Annotated in this window: 13 protein-coding genes and 1 pseudogene; 3 read left to right on the top strand and 11 right to left on the bottom strand. The window is 57.0% G+C overall.

Features of this window, described 5'->3' with window-relative positions:
• The 8 genes from AQS70_RS22415 to AQS70_RS22380 all read right to left on the bottom strand — a co-directional run.
• Positions 1–2,133, bottom strand: a 2,133-nt coding sequence (locus tag AQS70_RS22415) for a PAAR domain-containing protein (RefSeq protein ID WP_241492883.1), incomplete at its 3' end; no start/stop codon positions are given.
• Positions 2,103–2,531, bottom strand: coding sequence for a DcrB-related protein (locus tag AQS70_RS22410; RefSeq protein WP_055104928.1), 429 nt, complete (start codon positions 2,529–2,531; stop codon positions 2,103–2,105). The genes AQS70_RS22410 and AQS70_RS22415, both read right to left, overlap by 31 nt.
• 53 nt (positions 2,532–2,584) lie before the next feature.
• On the bottom strand, positions 2,585–3,220 hold the full coding sequence (locus AQS70_RS22405) for a bacteriophage T4 gp5 trimerisation domain-containing protein (RefSeq protein ID WP_055104927.1): 636 nt from the start codon (positions 3,218–3,220) through the stop codon (positions 2,585–2,587).
• Positions 3,221–3,233: 13 nt separating this feature from the next.
• Positions 3,234–3,506, bottom strand: a complete 273-nt coding sequence (locus AQS70_RS22400) for a hypothetical protein (RefSeq protein ID WP_055104926.1) — start codon at positions 3,504–3,506, stop codon at positions 3,234–3,236.
• Between the two features lie 168 nt (positions 3,507–3,674).
• Positions 3,675–6,086 (bottom strand): TonB-dependent siderophore receptor, encoded by a 2,412-nt coding sequence (locus tag AQS70_RS22395; protein ID WP_055104925.1) that lies wholly within the window; start codon positions 6,084–6,086, stop codon positions 3,675–3,677.
• A gap of 292 nt (positions 6,087–6,378) precedes the next feature.
• Positions 6,379–7,956: a glutamine-hydrolyzing GMP synthase gene (guaA, locus tag AQS70_RS22390; protein WP_055104924.1), complete on the bottom strand. Its 1,578-nt coding sequence runs from the start codon at positions 7,954–7,956 to the stop codon at positions 6,379–6,381.
• Between the two features lie 103 nt (positions 7,957–8,059).
• Positions 8,060–9,529: an IMP dehydrogenase gene (guaB, locus tag AQS70_RS22385; protein WP_055104923.1), complete on the bottom strand. Its 1,470-nt coding sequence runs from the start codon at positions 9,527–9,529 to the stop codon at positions 8,060–8,062.
• A 131-nt stretch (positions 9,530–9,660) separates the two neighbouring features.
• Positions 9,661–10,209 (bottom strand): hypothetical protein, encoded by a 549-nt coding sequence (locus tag AQS70_RS22380; protein WP_055104922.1) that lies wholly within the window; start codon positions 10,207–10,209, stop codon positions 9,661–9,663.
• Positions 10,210–10,411: 202 nt separating this feature from the next.
• Between AQS70_RS22380 and xseA the strand changes: the two genes are divergently transcribed.
• From xseA to leuA, 3 genes are all read left to right on the top strand, one after another.
• Positions 10,412–11,791, top strand: a complete 1,380-nt coding sequence (xseA, locus tag AQS70_RS22375; protein ID WP_055104930.1) for an exodeoxyribonuclease VII large subunit — start codon at positions 10,412–10,414, stop codon at positions 11,789–11,791.
• Between the two features lie 4 nt (positions 11,792–11,795).
• Positions 11,796–12,620 carry a M23 family metallopeptidase gene (locus AQS70_RS22370; RefSeq protein WP_055104921.1) on the top strand — a complete coding sequence of 275 codons (825 nt, stop codon included), beginning with the start codon at positions 11,796–11,798 and terminating at the stop codon, positions 12,618–12,620.
• A gap of 337 nt (positions 12,621–12,957) precedes the next feature.
• Positions 12,958–14,640 carry a 2-isopropylmalate synthase gene (gene leuA / locus AQS70_RS22365; RefSeq protein ID WP_055104920.1) on the top strand — a complete coding sequence of 561 codons (1,683 nt, stop codon included), beginning with the start codon at positions 12,958–12,960 and terminating at the stop codon, positions 14,638–14,640.
• Positions 14,641–14,768: 128 nt separating this feature from the next.
• Here the strand turns inward: leuA and AQS70_RS22360 are convergent, their stop codons facing one another.
• The 3 genes and pseudogenes from AQS70_RS22360 to AQS70_RS22350 all read right to left on the bottom strand — a co-directional run.
• Positions 14,769–15,560, bottom strand: a complete 792-nt coding sequence (locus AQS70_RS22360; protein WP_055104929.1) for an amidohydrolase — start codon at positions 15,558–15,560, stop codon at positions 14,769–14,771.
• Positions 15,548–16,696, bottom strand: a complete 1,149-nt coding sequence (locus tag AQS70_RS22355) for a pyridoxal phosphate-dependent aminotransferase (protein WP_055104919.1) — start codon at positions 16,694–16,696, stop codon at positions 15,548–15,550. Before AQS70_RS22355 ends, AQS70_RS22360 begins: the two co-directional genes overlap by 13 nt.
• A gap of 233 nt (positions 16,697–16,929) precedes the next feature.
• A pseudogene (locus tag AQS70_RS22350) lies at positions 16,930–17,154 on the bottom strand (ribosome biogenesis GTPase Der); the annotation flags it as partial.

Raw genomic sequence — 17,154 nt, 5'->3', positions numbered from 1 at the left:
CGGCAGGGCCCAGTGGCGGGTGTAACGGATCCGCTCACTGCGGCCCAAGGGGTCGCGGGTTTCGATCAGGCGGCCGAGTTCGTCGTAGCTGTACTGCCATTCGCCGCCTTGTGGGTCGATGCTTTTGAGCAACTGTCCGGCGAGCATGTCGTCCTGCCAGCAGTGGCCCAGCGGGTCGATGTGTTTGTAGATCTCGTAGAACGCGCCCCAGTAATAATGATCTTGGCGGCCCAGGTTGTCGGTGACGCGGGTTTCGCCTTTTTCCAGGTCATAGCTGAACTGGTAGTCCTCACCGTCGCTGCCCCAGTGCCGGATCACCCGCCATTCGTGGTCGGGCTGGGGTTCCAGCAACGGCGGGAGGTTGTAGCCGGGCGTGGGTTGCGGGCGTTGCTGTGGGAGGGTGAAACGTTCCCATTGATACTGCCGGACCGCACCGGAGGGCTGGGTATGGCTATCGAGGTAGCCTTCGGCGGTATAGGTAAACTGGCGCAGTACCAGCTCGGTGGCGTCGAGCACGGTCTGAAGCTGGCCGTTTGCTGTGTAGCGGTAACGGGCCAGTGTCTCGGCGTGCTCGATTCCTGAGGCGTCCCCTGGCTTGATGTACAGCCGCTGGACCTGACTGACCCGGCGCGGGTGCTGGCTGTCGTAACGCAGTCGCACGATCATCTGACTGAAGTCGCTGTACACAAACTGCAGGCGGCCTTGCGGATCGTAGTGCAATTCCTGGGTGTTGAGGTTGCGGTCACCGAGCCTGATCAGGCGTGAGCGGTTCGGGTTGTGCGGGTCGGTCTGGAAGACCTGGTAGTGGCCAGCATAGATATCCTCGACCACCGACAGCCCGTTCTCTGCCTGAAAGAACGCCAGGCCATCGAGCACGCTGACAAAGGCATCGCCGACGGCTAGCTTGCCCAGTTCGAGACGGGTGCCTTCTTCGTCGATGTAGATCCATAGATCGCCACCTTCGGGGTGCGCAACGCGGGCGATTTCCACTTCATAGGGCACGCTCCAGCCCTGGCCGAATAACCCATCGGTGCGCAGGTCATTGCTGTCATAACCTCTGCTCCACACAATTGGAATCAGGCCGGGCAGGGTGAAGTCAAGATCTTCTTGGCCTCCCAGTATCTTGCTTCCAGTTGAGACAAATACCGGGCTTCCCTTGCACCCCGGTATGCCGCGTGATGGTTTGGGGCTGCTCTTGGGGCGTGGCCTAAGTTTGATCCGCCTGGAAATCAACATGCCCGCCACGATGCCGGTGAATTGTGCGAGCTTGCTTTTGCCGTTGCGAATATCGCGGACGGTCAGTGGCTCTCCCCCAATGCGCACGTTCGGCGAGACATTGGCATCGCTGTCGATGGTGGCATCGCAGGTGGTCTTGTCGCCGGCTCTGGCGGCTGGCTGACCGTTGATGAAGACTTTGCTGGAGCCTTGTGCAATATAGGCAATGGGCATGGGCGGGTGACGGCTGCAGGTGACCTCATCCTGATTGGCGGGCTCTGTTCCAGGTGCGGCGGGCGTTGTGACAGGTGGATTGAAGATGTCCTTGATCGCCATGCCCAGCCCGAGCACAGGGAGGAGGAAGGGGGCGGCCGACTTGGCTATTGAGCCGATGTTTTCCAGAACCGACGGTTCGGCCTCTTCTTCGGGGGAATCTTCCCCGCCGCCACCGGTCATCCGTCCTGCGGCGCGGGCAGCAGGTTTGCCGTTGATGCGCGTATCGCTGGAGCCACTGCTGATTTCGCCATAAGGCTCGGCAGGGAAGATGCTGTTGGCCAGACTGTCGCAGCCACGGCTGATCGCATCACCGATGCTTCCACTTTCCCCAAGGGGAAGCATGCTGGCGGCGCCTACCAGCGTCCCAGCAATCAATGGGACGAGAACCGCTGCGGCACCGCCTGTGCCCACTACGGCTACAACCGTGCCAGCAATTGCTGCCCCGGCGAGAGCGGTGGCGGCGGCATAGACAATGGCTTCTGTCACGGCGCTCATCATTTCGGCCGCCAGTGACGGATGGAGAATGGCGTCGCCCTCTCTGGCGGCATGTACGTTCTGAGCCATTGAATCGGGTTCCTTGCTGGGCAGGCGTTTAGGCAGGTGGGGGCTGATCAGGTAAAGCGCAGGCTTTTCTTGATCCATCGCCAATGTTCAATGTCAGCGTCGGTCAACAGGCTGTGCTTGCTGTAATTCAGAACCAGCAACCGTGGTTGTCCGGGTAGCAGGCAGGCCAGTTGGAGCTGAAAGGTGGGCTGGTCGCCATGCATGAATTGGAGGGCGACTTCACGTCCTTCCGACTGTGGGGCTTGGCCGATCAAAACGTGCTTGGGGTCAGTGCAATCGAACCCGCTAAGCTGCTTGCGCAGCAGCTCCATTTGCAGGGTGTAGGCATCATCCAGGGTTTGTTGCTCTGGCAAGGCGCTGCGGGCAATGACCAAGGTGGTTTGCCTCTCCCGAAAATGCAGCATGTTCAGTGTTGTGTCTTCGGGATGATTGTCGCCAAGGTCGACGATCAGATCCTGAGTCAGGTATTGGGCCATTACGGCAGTCCTTTTGTGGAATGGTGGGTGTTATTCGGCTTAAGCCCAGTGGCTTAGCTTTGCTTGAAGTGGCTATTGACTTCCGCCTGGATGGCGCTGCCCTCTCGACCGTCTGCAGTGGCTGCGGCTTTACCGCCATCCACATTGAGATCCAACATGCCGGCTGGGGTGTTGATCTGGCCTGCCTGATTGGCGGTGATGTTGATGTTTTCGCAGGTGATGCTCAGGTCACCATTGGCGTTCAGCTCAATCACGGTTTTGCCGCATTCAAGGCGTAGTTTTGAACCAACGCCGATGTAGTACTCGCCGGCAACGTGATCGTTTTTATTGCCGCCCACCTTCAGCGTGTCGTTGGTTTTCACCACGCGTAAGCTGTTGCGGCCCACGGTGATGGTTTCGTCCTGACCTACCGCATGGGTGCGGTCAACGCCCACGGTGTGGGTCTCGTTGTTGTTGACCATCACGTTCTGGTCTTTCTCGGCGTGGACGTAGGGATCACCGTCAAAGTACTGGATGATTAGCTCCTGACCGATGCGCGGTATGGCCATCGCACCCCAGGTGGTGCCCGCCCAGCCTTGGGCGACGCGGATCCAGCAGGAGCTGTGTTCGTTGTTCTGGCTCGCGCGGTCCCAGGGGAAGCTGACTTTGACCCGCCCCCACTTGTCGCAGAAGATTTCTTCGTTGGGCACGATGGTGTCGTCTTCAACAGGCCTGACTGAACGTCACCTGCTGCCGCCTGCCCATGTGCGATGCCACGTCACCCTGACGCTTGGCAGGATTTGGGCGGTGGCCACAGTGGTTTTGAGCGACGGGATGGTGGTACTGAGGGCGCAGAGCTGCACCATGATCGTTGAAGTCGAGAGTGGTCAGCAGCGTCAGAGGCAGTTCTACCTTCGTCTGCAGCACGCCGGTAGTGAGGATGGATTGGGTGTGGAAACTTCCTTTGTTCGCGAATGAATCAAGCTTCTTTGTCATTAGGGGATATCCTTTTTCTTTTTAGAATCAGGAATATTTAACCCCCTAAAGACTGGAGCTGTAATGTAGTCCGGGTAGCTTTCAGCTGTGGGAAAAACCGCTCTAGCACGACCGATCCAGAGCGGAGCGTAGGTCGACTCGCATCTATATGTAGGGCGTTTCCTAAACCTAGAAGGCGTAGACCAAGGTGGCCGTTGCGCTACGTGGGGTGCCATACCATCCACGAGCGCCAATCGCGGTGTAGTAGCTCTTATCCAGCACGTTGTTGAGGTTCAGCGAGACGCTGGTTTGCGGGGTGAAGGCGTATTGCGCCATTAGGTCGACAACACTGTAAGCGCCCTGAGAGAACGTCTCATTGTTAGGCCCTGCACCCTTGTAGTACTCGGTGCCCTGCCAGCGCACCCCTCCGCCCACTTTCAATTGCGGGAGTGAGCCAAGACGATAGCTGGTAAACAGCTTCACAGTGTCGCGAGGCACTTCGGTCATCAGGCGTTTATCATCCGAGTCTTTGACCTCGGCATAGGTGTAGCTGGCCAAGACCTGCCAATCGGGCAGGATCTCACCCGCCATTTCCATCTCAAAGCCGCGGGTTTTGGTGCCCGACTCGGCGCGGTAGGCTTGGTTGCCGTCCGGCGCCAATTGGTTACCATCGGCCACTGCGAGGTTGTCTTGATGTACCTCGAAGACGCTCAGGGCCGCAGTCAGACGTTTGTCCCAGAACTCGCTCTTGATGCCCATCTCGTAGTTCACGCCCTCTTTAGGGTCCAAATAGCTGCCATTGACGTCTTTGTTGTTCTGCGGTTGGAAGATCGTGGTGTAGCTCGCATAAGCCGACCAGTTGTCGTCGATGTCATAAACCAAACCGAAGTAAGGGGTCACGATCCCGTTTTCGCTGCGCGAAGTGCGTTTGATATCGCCGGTCGAAAGGGTGGTGGCGGCTTCATCGCGCCTCCAATCAATGACCCGTGCCCCGGTGATCAACGACAGGTCATCGGCCAAGCTCCAGCGAACCGAGGCGACTAAACCATCCTGTTTTTCATCCAGTGCATCACGTGATGATTTGGTGTAAATGGCATCCGGTATGGCCAGCGAGCCATCCCATGTGTAGATGTTGTCGATGTCTTGAAACGACCACAGTGGGTAGCCATCATTTCGGTAATACGACTTGGAGTGGCTGGCGCCTAGATACAGTTGGTGCTCGCGAGTGAACAGCTCAAAAGGGCCGGTCGCCGACACGTCGAATGTGGTTTGGCGTGGCTCACCGGACCAACGCCCGGTCCACGTGCTGATACCACTGCCGTCAGGCTTCACAGTGCCGCTGGCGGCCGTGGCGAAGGCATCGTCATAGCTGCGGCGACTGTGTTCGGCGTTGAACTTGAGATGCCAGCCGTTATCCAGTTCGTGCTCCAAGGTGGTGAACAGCGTCTTGGCGCGACGCTTGTGGTAACCCCAGTCCGCGCCTGAGTTGAATGAGCGAGACGGGCTGAAATGGCCACCATCGGAGGTGAACATTGGAAAACCGTGGTTACCGGCGCCTTTGTTGTCCATGTCCTGATATTCCGCCCCGACTGTCAGCATCGTGTCATCGGTGACGTCCCATTCCAGCACCCCGTAAGCTACCTGCCGCTCCAAGGTCTGGCGGTCGACGTAGCTGCGGCTATCGCTGCTCGATGCGACGAAACGTCCACGAACATTGCCGCTTTCGGAGAGCTTCCCAGACACGTCCAGCTCTGTGCGGTAGTCGTCCCAAGAACCCGCCTTGAGCGTGAGTGTGCGTTTGGTTTCAAGCGTTGGTTTTTTGCGAATCAAGTTAACGGTGGCGCCCGGATCACCCGTCCCCGACATCAACCCGGTCGCGCCGCGCACCACCTCGATCCGGTCATAGGTGACGGTGTCAGCAAGCTCATCACTGAACCCGTAAGTGTTAGGCCGATTAACCCCATCGACCTGAATATTGCTGATTTCAAAGCCTCGTACATAGATGTGATTGGAATCGCTACCGGCGGGCCCCATGCTCTCGACTACCACGCCTGGGGTCTGCTCAAGCACCTGGGTCACATCGTTCAAGTTCAAGTCTTCAATCAACTGGCGCGTCACCACGCTGATCGACTGCGGCGTCTCGCGTGCCGACAGGCGCAAACCCGTCGCGGTGTTTGCCGAGCCCGTGGCATAACTATCTGTCCCTTCAGTCGTGGCGCCCAACCCCATACCGGAGACGGTGGTTGCCGTCAGCTCCATTGAATCCGACGTGTGAGGCCGGGCCAGTACGTAGTGCTTGTCTCCCACTTGCTGGAACTTCAGGCCACTGCCTTGCAGCAGCAAAGCTAGGCCCTGCTCCGGCTCGTAATGCCCCTGCAACCCCGCCGTATTCAAGCCAGCCGTTTCTTCACGACTAAAGTTCACAGTGACCCCACTCGTAGCGGCAAACGTGTTGATCGCGTGGGTGAGCGACCCTGCCGAAATGGTGTAACTGACGGGCTCGGCCCATGCAGCGCTATTGGCCAATAGCGAACCTGAAAGGCTAAATGCCAGCGCGACACTGCGCAGACTGAAAGGCGGGGAAGAGATACAAGCGGACATCCATCGGCTCCTGTAGTGATAATTATGTGATCCACAGGTAGAAGACGAATTGCCAATGGGAATCTTTTACAAAAACATTTAAAAAACAGTCGAACCCTTCGCAATGGCGCCCTTAGCCTGTCGCGATTGTTCACTTTGCTGGGATTTGCTTGCTGTGCGAGGGGGGCAGCGTGCTGTTGGGCGATGCACAAAGCTGCCAGAATTTGCCAGACCCAAAAAGCCAAAAGCCCGCAATTACACGGGCTTCAGGGTATTTCTTGCTAGATCGTGCCGGGCTGTGCCGGACGCGGGATCATTCCCACTCAATCGTCGCCGGTGGCTTACTCGACACGTCGTAGGTGACGCGTGAGATGCCTTCGATTTCGTTGATGATGCGGCCGCTCACGGTTTCAAGCAGTTCGTAAGGCAGGTGTGCCCAACGCGCAGTCATGAAGTCGATGGTCTCTACAGCACGCAGGGCAACGACCCACGCATAACGGCGGCCATCGCCTACGACGCCAACGGATTTGACCGGCTGGAAGACGACGAAAGCTTGGCTGACTTTGTGGTACCAGTCGGCTTTGCGCAGTTCTTCGATGAAGATGTGGTCAGCACGACGCAGCAGGTCGGCGTATTCCTTTTTCACTTCACCCAAGATCCGTACGCCCAAACCCGGGCCCGGGAACGGGTGGCGGTAGACCATGTCGTACGGCAGGCCGAGCTCCAAGCCCAGACGGCGAACTTCGTCTTTGAACAGCTCACGCAGTGGCTCAACCAGCTTGAGGTTCATTTCTTCTGGCAAGCCGCCAACGTTGTGGTGCGACTTGATGACGTGCGCCTTGCCGCTTTTAGCGCCAGCCGACTCGATCACGTCCGGGTAGATGGTGCCCTGCGCCAAGTACTTGATGTTGTCCAGTTTGCTGGATTGCGCATCGAAGACGTCGATGAAAGTACGACCGATGATTTTGCGCTTTTTCTCCGGGTCGTTTTCGCCAGCCAAGTTGTCCAAGAACTGGTCGGCAGCGTTGGCGCGGATGACTTTGACGCCCATGTTCTCTGCGAACATGGCCATTACTTGGTCACCTTCGTGCAGACGCAGTAAACCGTTGTCGACGAAGACGCACGTCAGTTGATCACCGATGGCCTTGTGCAGCAGAGCCGCTACAACCGAGGAGTCAACGCCGCCGGACAAGCCCAGCAGCACGTTGTCGGTGCCGACTTGAGCGCGAATGGTGGCGATAGCGTCTTCCGCGATTTTCGACGGAGTCCACAAGGCATCACAGCCGCAGATGTCGAGGATGAAGCGCGATAGGATCCGACCGCCCTGCTTGGTGTGGGTCACTTCTGGGTGGAACTGCACGCCGTAGTAAGCACGCTCGTCGTCGAACATGCCGGCAATCGGGCAGCTCGGGGTGCTGGCCAGTACGTGGAAGTCGGATGGCATTTTGGTGACTTTGTCACCGTGGCTCATCCACACGTCCAGACCGAACAGGCCGTCAGCGTCTATGTGGTCTTCGATGCCGTCGAGCAGGCGGCTTTTGCCAACCACGTCGACGCGGGCATAGCCGAACTCACGTAGTTCGGAACCTTCAACCTTGCCACCCAGCTGTTCAGCCATGGTTTGCATGCCGTAGCAGATACCGAAAACCGGTACGCCCAGGTCAAATACCGCTTGCGGGGCACGCGGGCTGTTGGCTTCGTGTACTGACTCCGGGCCGCCGGCCAGGATGATGCCTTTAGGGGCAAATTCGCGGATCGCTGCATCGTCCATGTCGAACGGGTGCAGTTCGCAGTAAACACCGATTTCACGAACGCGACGGGCGATCAACTGGGTGTACTGAGAACCGAAGTCCAGAATCAGAATGCGGTGGGCGTGAATGTCGAGGGACATGACAATATCTCGATAAATTTCAGAAACGACACGGGGCTGAATCAAACAGCCCCGGTGATTTAATTCGTATCGCACCCGGGTTGGAGCCCGGATGCGACCACTATCAACCTACGCGATAGTTAGGCGCTTCTTTGGTGATCTGCACGTCGTGAACGTGGGATTCAGCCATACCCGCGCCGGTGATACGCACAAACTCAGGTTTGGTACGCATTTGCTCGATGTCGGCGCTGCCGGTGTAACCCATCGAGGAACGCAGACCGCCCATCAGTTGGTGAATGATCGCGGTGAGCGAACCTTTGTACGGCACGCGACCTTCGATGCCTTCCGGCACCAGCTTCTCGGCACCCGCAGAGGAGTCCTGGAAGTAACGGTCAGAGGAACCCTGGGATTGCGACATCGCACCCAGCGAACCCATGCCACGATAAGCCTTGTACGAACGGCCTTGGAACAGTTCGATTTCACCCGGTGCTTCTTCCGTACCGGCAAACATCGAACCCATCATCACGCAGGAGGCACCGGCAACGATGGCTTTGGACAGGTCACCCGAGAAGCGGATGCCACCGTCAGCGATCAACGGTACGCCTGTACCTTCCAAGGCGGCAGCCACATTGGCAATCGCGCTGATTTGCGGAACGCCAACACCGGCCACAATACGGGTGGTGCAGATCGAGCCTGGGCCGATACCGACTTTAACGGCGTCAGCGCCAGCTTCAGCCAAGGCCAGAGCGGCTGCGCCAGTGGCGATGTTGCCGCCAATGACCTGCACTTCTGGGAAGCGTTGCTTGACCCAACGTACGCGGTCGATCACGCCTTTGGAGTGACCGTGCGCGGTGTCGACAACTACAACGTCAACGCCAGCCGCTACCAGAGCAGAAACACGGTCTTCGGTGTCTTTACCTGTCCCTACCGCGGCGCCCACACGCAGACGACCCTGGTCATCTTTGCTGGCCAGCGGGTAAGCCTTGGCTTTTTCGATGTCGTTGACGGTCATCATGCCTTTAAGCACAAAGTGATCGTCGACGATCAGCACACGCTCGATGCGGTGCTTGTGCAGCAGTTCACGGGCTTCGTCTTTGTCGGCGCCTTCTTTGACCGTGACCAGACGCTCTTTAGGCGTCATCACTTCACGAACAGTGGCTTCCAGACGGCTTTCAAAGCGCACGTCACGGGACGTCACGATGCCGACCAAGTCGCCATTGTGCAGAACCGGAACGCCAGAAATGTTGTGTTGACGGGTCAATTCGAACAGTTCACGAACCGTGGCGTCAGCTTCGATCGTGATGGGCTCTTTAACCACACCGGCTTCGTAGCGTTTGACCTTGCGCACTTCGTGAGCTTGCTGCTCGATGGTCATGTTCTTGTGGATGATGCCTATGCCGCCTTCCTGAGCCATGGCGATTGCCAGACGGGCTTCAGTCACGGTGTCCATCGCAGCGGAAACAAGAGGGATATTCAGTTCAATGCCACGGGTCAAACGAGTCTTGAGGCTGACTTCGTTCGGGAGAACCTCGGAATAACCGGGGACGAGAAGGATGTCATCGAAGGTGAGTGCTTCTTGGCTGATACGCAGCATCGCTGGGGCTCCCGAGCGGGAAAATGGAAGCGCGCCATTGTACTTAAAACACCTGTGGCTCTCAACGGAAACCTTTAGAGAGTTTTGCGCTAAGAGCCATGATTTATTGACTCTTGAGGCAGAAAACGCCCTTACAACTCCACTTTGACCCATGCCACCGGTTGATCCAGCCAATCGGCAAACTCGTCGAGGAAGCTCTGCTTGAATCCAGCCTCGGCCCAGTTATGGAAAATGAACCCTAGGTTGGAGAACGCGCATGGCTGCAAAAACAGATAACCGTTAATGTCATCTTCATGGCCACACAGCGGGCAAATGAAGTTATCGGTGTGCCCTGGCATCCACTCTTCCAAGCTGTCGAACAACGCTTCACCGACTTCTTTGCGGCACTCGGGACACCCTGCTTCCTCAAGAAAACCTTTGACCGGCGTATAGATGCAACGCTTGGTGATGATCTCAAGGCCATTGATCGGCTGGCCGAATGGCAGTGCCTCGGGATGCAGCACTACGCTCGCGGCGCCTGGCGCAATGGCATAAGCCATAGCGCTGCCATTACGGCCGCAGGTGCTGAGTGCTTCTTCAATAATATTTTTGCGCACTAGCCAACGCACGATCGCGCGGGCACGCGGCTCGTGGACTGGCAAGGTGGAGATTCTAGGAGCAATGATGCTTTGCGAATTCATGGGTACGACACGTGTAGAGAAAAATAAAAGCGGGCATTGTAACGAACTTGTCACGCGACCTTTTAAACGATCAAAAGATCGCGAGCATCGAGCGTCGACCGGCTGCTCCTACGCTCCATCGTTGTGATCTTTTTTGTGTCACGTGCTGCGGACTTTAACCAGACAGGTGCAGTCAAAACAATCCGCCCTTATGATGGCCCGCATGATTAAAGATCCCTTTGCACGACTCAATCTCGACCGAGAAGTCCTGACCGTCAGCCAACTCAATGGCCGGGCGCGGGTCTTGCTCGAAGACGTGTTCAGCAACATCTGGGTCGAAGGCGAAATCTCCAACCTCGCCCGCCCGGCGTCTGGGCATATTTACTTCACTTTAAAAGACAGTGGCGCCCAAGTCCGCTGCGCGCTGTTTCGCAATAACGCTGCTCGGGTACGCCAAGCGCTTAAAGACGGCCTGGCTGTCAAAGTCCGCGGCAAGGTGTCTCTGTTTGAAGGGCGTGGCGATTACCAACTGATCCTCGATACGGTGGAGCCCGCTGGTGATGGCGCCTTACGATTGGCCTTTGATGCGCTTAAAGAGAAGCTCAGCGCTGAAGGTTTGTTCAGTGCCGAGCGCAAAGTGCCACTGCCTGCCCACCCGCAGCGGATTGGCATTATCAGTTCGCCCACCGGGGCAGTGATTCGCGACATCATCAGCGTGTTCCGCCGCCGTGCACCGCAGGTTGAATTAACCCTAATCCCCACCGCTGTGCAGGGTCGCGAGGCCACCGCGCAGATTGTGCGGGCGCTGAAGCTAGCCGATGCACGGGGCTTTGACGCGCTGATTCTGGCACGCGGCGGTGGCTCGCTCGAAGACCTGTGGTGTTTTAATGAAGAGGCTGTGGCCCGTGCGGTTGACGCTTGCGTAACGCCGATTGTGAGTGCGGTCGGCCACGAAACTGACGTTTCGATCAGTGACTTCGTGGCCGATGTGCGTGCGCCAACGCCGTCGGCAGCGGCTGAGTTGCTGGCACCCGACGCCAGCGACCTGCAACGTCGGGTTGACAGCCTGCACCGCCGACTGGTGATGCGCATCCGTGACCGCTTGATGCGCGACCGCCTGCGTCTCGATGGCTTAACTCGACGGCTTCGGCACCCCGGTGAACGGCTACGTCAGCAGGCACAGCGTCTTGATGATTTGGACATGCGTATGCGCCGGGCGTTTGAGCGCAGCCTTAACACGCGTCGCGAGCGCTTAATCCGCCTTGAAACTCGACTGGCCGCGCAACATCCAGGCCGCCAACTGGCCCTCTTGCGTCAGCGACTGGACAGCCTTGGCGCACGCTTGCCACGCGCCATGCGCGAAGGTCTTAAGGCGCGGCGCCTCAATTTGCAAAGCCAAATGCAAACCCTGCACGTGGTCAGCCCCCTAGCGACATTGGGCCGTGGTTACAGCATTTTGCTCGATGAGCGCGGTAATGCTATTCGCAACGCCGCACAGACTCACAACGGCCAGCGCTTGAAGGCTCGCTTGGGCGAAGGCGAATTGCAGGTGCGGGTCGAAGACAATCACCTGACACCTGTGACCCTTTCTTTATTGGATTGAGCTAATGCCACGTTTTTTTACTGCTGCTTTATTACTGTGCCTAGCCTTCAACGCTTCGGCCGCTGATAGCTATATCACCAGAATGCTCAATAAGCCGGTGCCAGGCGGCGTAGCGGTGATTGATTTGGGCACTGGCGCGCAACGGCCAGAGGCTAAATACGATGGCAAACCCGTGCTGGTGGTCAAAGAGCAAGATACTTGGCGAGCGATTGTCGGAATTCCGCTGACCGTAAAGCCGGGAACGCAGACACTCAGTGCCAATGGTCAAAACTTAAGCTTCAGCGTGGGTAATAAGAAGTATCCCGAGCAGCACATCACCCTTAAAAACCAGCGTCAGGTCAATCCCAACCCGGCAGACCTCAAACGTATCGAAAACGAGTTGGCAGTGCAGATCAAGGCGTATCGCACATTCAGCCAGAACACACCGAGCAATTTGCTGCTGGACAAACCGGTGAATGGGCCGCTGTCGAGCAAGTTTGGCGTACGTCGCTTTTTCAATGGCGAAGAGCGCAACCCCCACGCAGGCTTGGATTTCGCCGTGCCTGCGGGCACACCGATCAAAACCCCGGCCGCTGGCAAAGTCATCTTGATCGGCAACTACTTCTTTAATGGCAACACGGTGTTTGTCGATCACGGCCAAGGCTTTATCAGCATGTTCTGCCACCTGTCGAAGATCGACACCAAGGTTGGCCAGCAACTGGCACGCGGCGATGTGGTCGGTAAAGTTGGCTCAACGGGTCGTGCAACTGGCCCGCACATGCATTGGAACGTCAGCCTGAACGACGCCCGGGTTGATCCGGCGATCTTTATCGGCGCCTTTCAGCCCTGAGTCCATCCATCGCTGGCGGGTTGCCGAGCCCGCCTACAAGGCGCAATTTTTTATGAACAAAACAGAAATAAGCGCAATAAAAACTCAAAAAAAAGATATTTAAGAGCATTTATCTCAATCTTTTTTAGCCGCTTGCCATCTTCAAGTTCAATGGTTAGGGTTGAGCCTATGAAAACACCTCATACCCTCATTCAATTACGCCAGCACCGAAGCCTCTGCCTCGTCAGTGCACGACTGCAAAGCTGAAACGCGCTGCCTCGTCCCCCCCTGCTTTGTATTTCTTCAGCGGGCCGCTTTTATCTCTATCTATGCAGCTCGCACATTAAAGGATTGCCTGATGACCATGCTTAAAGATCCCTCCTCCAAATACCGCGCTTTCCCAGTCATTGATTTGCCTGACCGTACCTGGCCATCGAAAACCATCACCCAAGCTCCTATCTGGTGCAGCTCTGACTTGCGCGACGGTAATCAGTCGCTGATCGAGCCGATGGATTCAGTAAAGAAGCTGCGTTTTTGGAAGACCCTGGTCAGTGTTGGCGTTAAAGAGATCGAGGCTTCATTCCCAGCAGCGTCGCAAACTGACTTTGATTTCGTACGTACGCTGATCGAAGACGGCCACATCCCGGACGACACCACCATTCAGGTGTTGACCCAGGGTCGTGAAGACTTGATCGCACGGACTTTTGAATCGCTGCGCGGCGCCAAAAAAGCCATCGTTCACTTGTACAACGCGACCTGCCCGTCGTTCCGCCGCATCGTGTTCAACCAAGACAAAGACGGCATCAAAGAGATCGCCGTCAGTGCCGCCAAGCTGTTCGTCAAATACGCGGCTCAACAGCCAGAAACCCAATGGACCTTCGAATATTCGCCAGAGACCTTTAGCGCTACCGAACTAGAGTTCGCTAAAGAAGTGTGCGACGCAGTGATTGAGGTCTGGAACCCGACCCCTGAGCATAAGGCCATTCTTAACCTGCCTGCGACGGTCGAGTGCGCCACGCCGAACATCTACGCCGACCAGATTGAGTGGTTCGGCCGCCACATTAACCGCCGTGACAGCGTGATCATCAGCCTGCACACCCACAACGACCGTGGCACCGGTGTTGCTGCTACTGAACTGGGCCTGATGGCCGGCGCGGATCGCGTTGAAGGCTGTTTGTTTGGTAACGGCGAGCGCACTGGCAACGTTGACTTGGTGACCGTGGCGTTGAACATGTACACCCAAGGTCTGAATCCAGAGCTGGACTTTTCCGACATCGACGGCGTGCGCAAAGTCGTTGAAGAGTGCAACCAAATTCCGGTACACCCTCGCCACCCGTATGTGGGCGACTTGGTGCACACCGCGTTCTCGGGCTCGCACCAAGACGCTATCCGTAAGGGTTTCACCCAACAAAAGCCAGATGCTGTGTGGGAAGTGCCGTACTTACCGATTGACCCGGCGGACATTGGCCGTAGCTACGAAGCCGTTATTCGGGTTAACAGCCAGTCGGGCAAAGGCGGGATTGCTTACCTGTTGGAGCAGGAATACGGCATCAGCTTGCCACGCCGCATGCAGATCGAGTTCAGCCAAGTGGTGCAGCGCGAAACTGACCGCCTTGGCCTTGAGATGACTGCGCAGCAGATCCACAGCTTGCTGCACACTGAGTATTTGCAAGCCAATACGCCGTATGCGCTGGTCAGCCATCGTCTGCAGGAAGAAAACGGCCACAGCGCTGTTGAAGTGGAAGTATCGGCCAAAGGGGCTGGCGAAACTAACCTGCGCTGGAGTGGCAAAGGCAATGGCGCGCTGGAAGCACTGGTGGCGGGCTTGCCCGTTAAAGCCGAAATAATGGATTACAACGAACACGCGATTGGCGCTGGCACCAACGCTAAGGCCGCGGCGTACATTGAGCTGCGGGTGAATGGTGATCGTGCCGTACACGGTGTGGGCATTGATGAAAACATTACCACCGCCAGCTTTAAGGCCTTGTTTAGCGCCCTGAACCGCTCGCTGAGCGCGGCAGAGGCTGAAAAAGCTGCGTAACGCTTTTTTAACCTCTGTAGGAGCTGCCGTAGGCTGCGATCTTTAGATTTTGAAGATCAAAAGATCGCAGCCTGTGGCAGCTCCTACATTTAAAGCCAGTAACGCCTGCTGGCCATTTAACGTGGGCGTCACGTCAGGTCGAAATTGTCGGCGTCCATGTAGGCCGGGAAGCGTTCGCGGTAGGCGCCTAATTGGCTAGCGCTCAAGCTGACTTGGAACACGCCATCCGCCTCCCCTGCACTGAGCAACGATTCGCCTTGGAAGTCGAGAACATGGCTGTCTCCGGTGTAGACCAATCCCTTGCCATCTGTGCCAACGCGGTTTACCGCACCGACGTAGCACAGGTTTTCAATCGCTCGGGCCGGTAGTAAACGGTTCCAATGCAGACGGCGCGCACCCGGCCAATTGGCGGTGTACAGCAGCAAGTCGGTGTCGTGAGGGTCGCAGCTCCACACGGGGAAACGCAGGTCGTAGCAAATCAATGGCCGGATACGCCAACCTTTGACTTCAAACTGAACCTGGCGCTCACCCGGCGTGAAGTGTTCATGCTCCCCAGCCATGCGGAACAGATGGCGTTTGTCGTAGTGCAGCACTTCGCCGTCAGGGCGCGCCCAGAGCAAGCGATTGCGGTGGCTGCCATCAGCGGCTTGGACAATCACACTGCCGGTCACGACAGCGTTGAGTTTTAGCGCTTGGGAGCGTAACCAGTGCGTGGTTGGGCCCGACTCGGGCTCTGCAAGGGTTTCGGACTCCATGCTAAAGCCCGTGGTGAACATTTCTGGCAATACCACCAGGTCTGCGCCACGCGCGTGCTCAAGCAACTCTTCAAAGTGCTCAAAGTTAGCCGCAGGGTCGTGCCACACCAATGTGGTTTGCACCAACGCCAGGTTTAAATCGGGTAAACCACTTAGATCACGCATAGTTTTTTTGCTGCTTCACGCAGCGTCTCCTCGCGTTTGGCAAAACATAGACGAACCAGCCGCTGCCCTTGAGGGGGGGTCTGGTAGAACACCGAAACAGGGATTGTCGCAACGCCGTGTTCACGGGTCATCCACACGGCCATGTCGACGTCATTAAGGTCTGGACGAATGTGGGAGTAATCAACCAATTGGAAGTACGTCCCGGCCACCGGTTTAAACGTGAAACGCGAGGGCCTCAATACATCACAAAACAAATCCCGCTTGGCCTGATAAAACGCAGGCAGTTCTTCAACGTGCTCGGGGCTGGCCGCCATAAAGTCGGCTAACGCAAACTGCAACGGCGTGACGCCGCAAAAACTCACGTATTGATGGACTTTGCGCAGCTCCGCAGTCAGCGCCGGCGGTGCCACGACATAACCGGTTTTCCAACCCGTCACGTGGTAGGTCTTACCGAATGAGCTGACAACGAAGGCACGAGCGTACAACTCTGGATGTGACAACACACTGACATGCGGCACGCCGTCGTACACTAAATGCTCGTACACCTCGTCACTGATCAAGTAGATGTCGCGATCTGCAATTAATGCGGCCAACTGATCCAGCTCGGCACGTGTGATCAACGCGCCGCTCGGGTTGTGTGGGGTGTTGAGGATGATCATGCGGGTGCGCGGCGTTAGTGCGTCTGTGAGCTTCTGCCAGTCAATGGAGAAATCGTCGAGCCCTAACTGCACATGTACGCAGCGACCACCAGCTAGCTCGACCGAAGGCTCATAACTGTCGTAACACGGGTCGAACACGATGACTTCGTCACCAGCGTGAATCACCGCCTGAATGGCACAGAAGATCGCTTGAGTGGCGCCAGGGGTGATGGTCACCTCGGTATCGGCATCCACCTGCACGCCATAACTGCGCGCAATTTTGGCCGCTACTTGCGTACGCAAGGCAGGCAAACCGGTCATTGGAGAGTATTGGTTGTGGCCACTGGCAATGTGTTGACCAACGGCATCGCGCAACGCTTGCGGGCCATCAAAGTCAGGAAAACCCTGAGACAAGTTAAGCGCGCCCGTTTCAGCCGCGAGCTGTGACATGCGCGTGAAGATGGTGGTGCCGACATTCGGCAACTTGCTGATAATCATGGCCGTTCCCTGATGAGTTCCCGGCTCTGACTACGGCACAGGACCTAGCGAGAATAGCCCAAACGCCAGACACGAAAAAGGGCTCCTAAAAGTGTGATGCCCGTCAGTGCAGATACCTGCACTCTGACCTATAGGGGCGAACTTGCCTCGCGATCTTTAAATCTTCAAAAGATCGCGAGGCAAGTTCGCCCCTACACAAGCAGCACTCCCCTTGAGGAACCCTCTTCAGCGTATTAGCGCTTGTCTCTGCGCTTTTTGTCCGCTTTTTTGTGGTGCGACATCATCCGGCGCTTCTTGTTGACCTGACGGTCGGTCAACGAGTTCTTGTTCGCCTCGTACGGGTTCTCGCCACCTTTGAACTCGATGCGAATCGGCGTACCGACCAGCTTCAAGACTCGACGGTAGGTGTTTTCGAGGTAACGGCCGTAAGACTTCGGCACCTTTTCAACTTGGTTACC

This window comes from Pseudomonas endophytica (genome assembly GCF_001411475.1).
In the GTDB taxonomy this organism is placed as follows: domain Bacteria; phylum Pseudomonadota; class Gammaproteobacteria; order Pseudomonadales; family Pseudomonadaceae; genus Aquipseudomonas; species Aquipseudomonas endophytica.
The sequence above is the reverse complement of the archived record's forward strand: the minus strand, read 5'-3'. Positions and strand labels throughout refer to the sequence as shown.

Coding starts and splice junctions, on each gene's coding strand:
- AQS70_RS22395 (WP_055104925.1), bottom strand. CDS start 6,086: ATGTCCGCTTGTATCTCTTCCCCGCCTTTCAGTCTGCGCAGTGTCGCG.
- AQS70_RS22410 (WP_055104928.1), bottom strand. CDS start 2,531: ATGGCCCAATACCTGACTCAGGATCTGATCGTCGACCTTGGCGACAAT.
- guaA (WP_055104924.1), bottom strand. CDS start 7,956: ATGTCCCTCGACATTCACGCCCACCGCATTCTGATTCTGGACTTCGGT.
- xseA (WP_055104930.1), top strand. CDS start 10,412: ATGATTAAAGATCCCTTTGCACGACTCAATCTCGACCGAGAAGTCCTG.
- guaB (WP_055104923.1), bottom strand. CDS start 9,529: ATGCTGCGTATCAGCCAAGAAGCACTCACCTTCGATGACATCCTTCTC.
- AQS70_RS22355 (WP_055104919.1), bottom strand. CDS start 16,696: ATGATTATCAGCAAGTTGCCGAATGTCGGCACCACCATCTTCACGCGC.
- AQS70_RS22360 (WP_055104929.1), bottom strand. CDS start 15,560: ATGCGTGATCTAAGTGGTTTACCCGATTTAAACCTGGCGTTGGTGCAA.
- AQS70_RS22370 (WP_055104921.1), top strand. CDS start 11,796: ATGCCACGTTTTTTTACTGCTGCTTTATTACTGTGCCTAGCCTTCAAC.
- leuA (WP_055104920.1), top strand. CDS start 12,958: ATGACCATGCTTAAAGATCCCTCCTCCAAATACCGCGCTTTCCCAGTC.
- AQS70_RS22380 (WP_055104922.1), bottom strand. CDS start 10,209: ATGAATTCGCAAAGCATCATTGCTCCTAGAATCTCCACCTTGCCAGTC.
- AQS70_RS22400 (WP_055104926.1), bottom strand. CDS start 3,506: ATGACAAAGAAGCTTGATTCATTCGCGAACAAAGGAAGTTTCCACACC.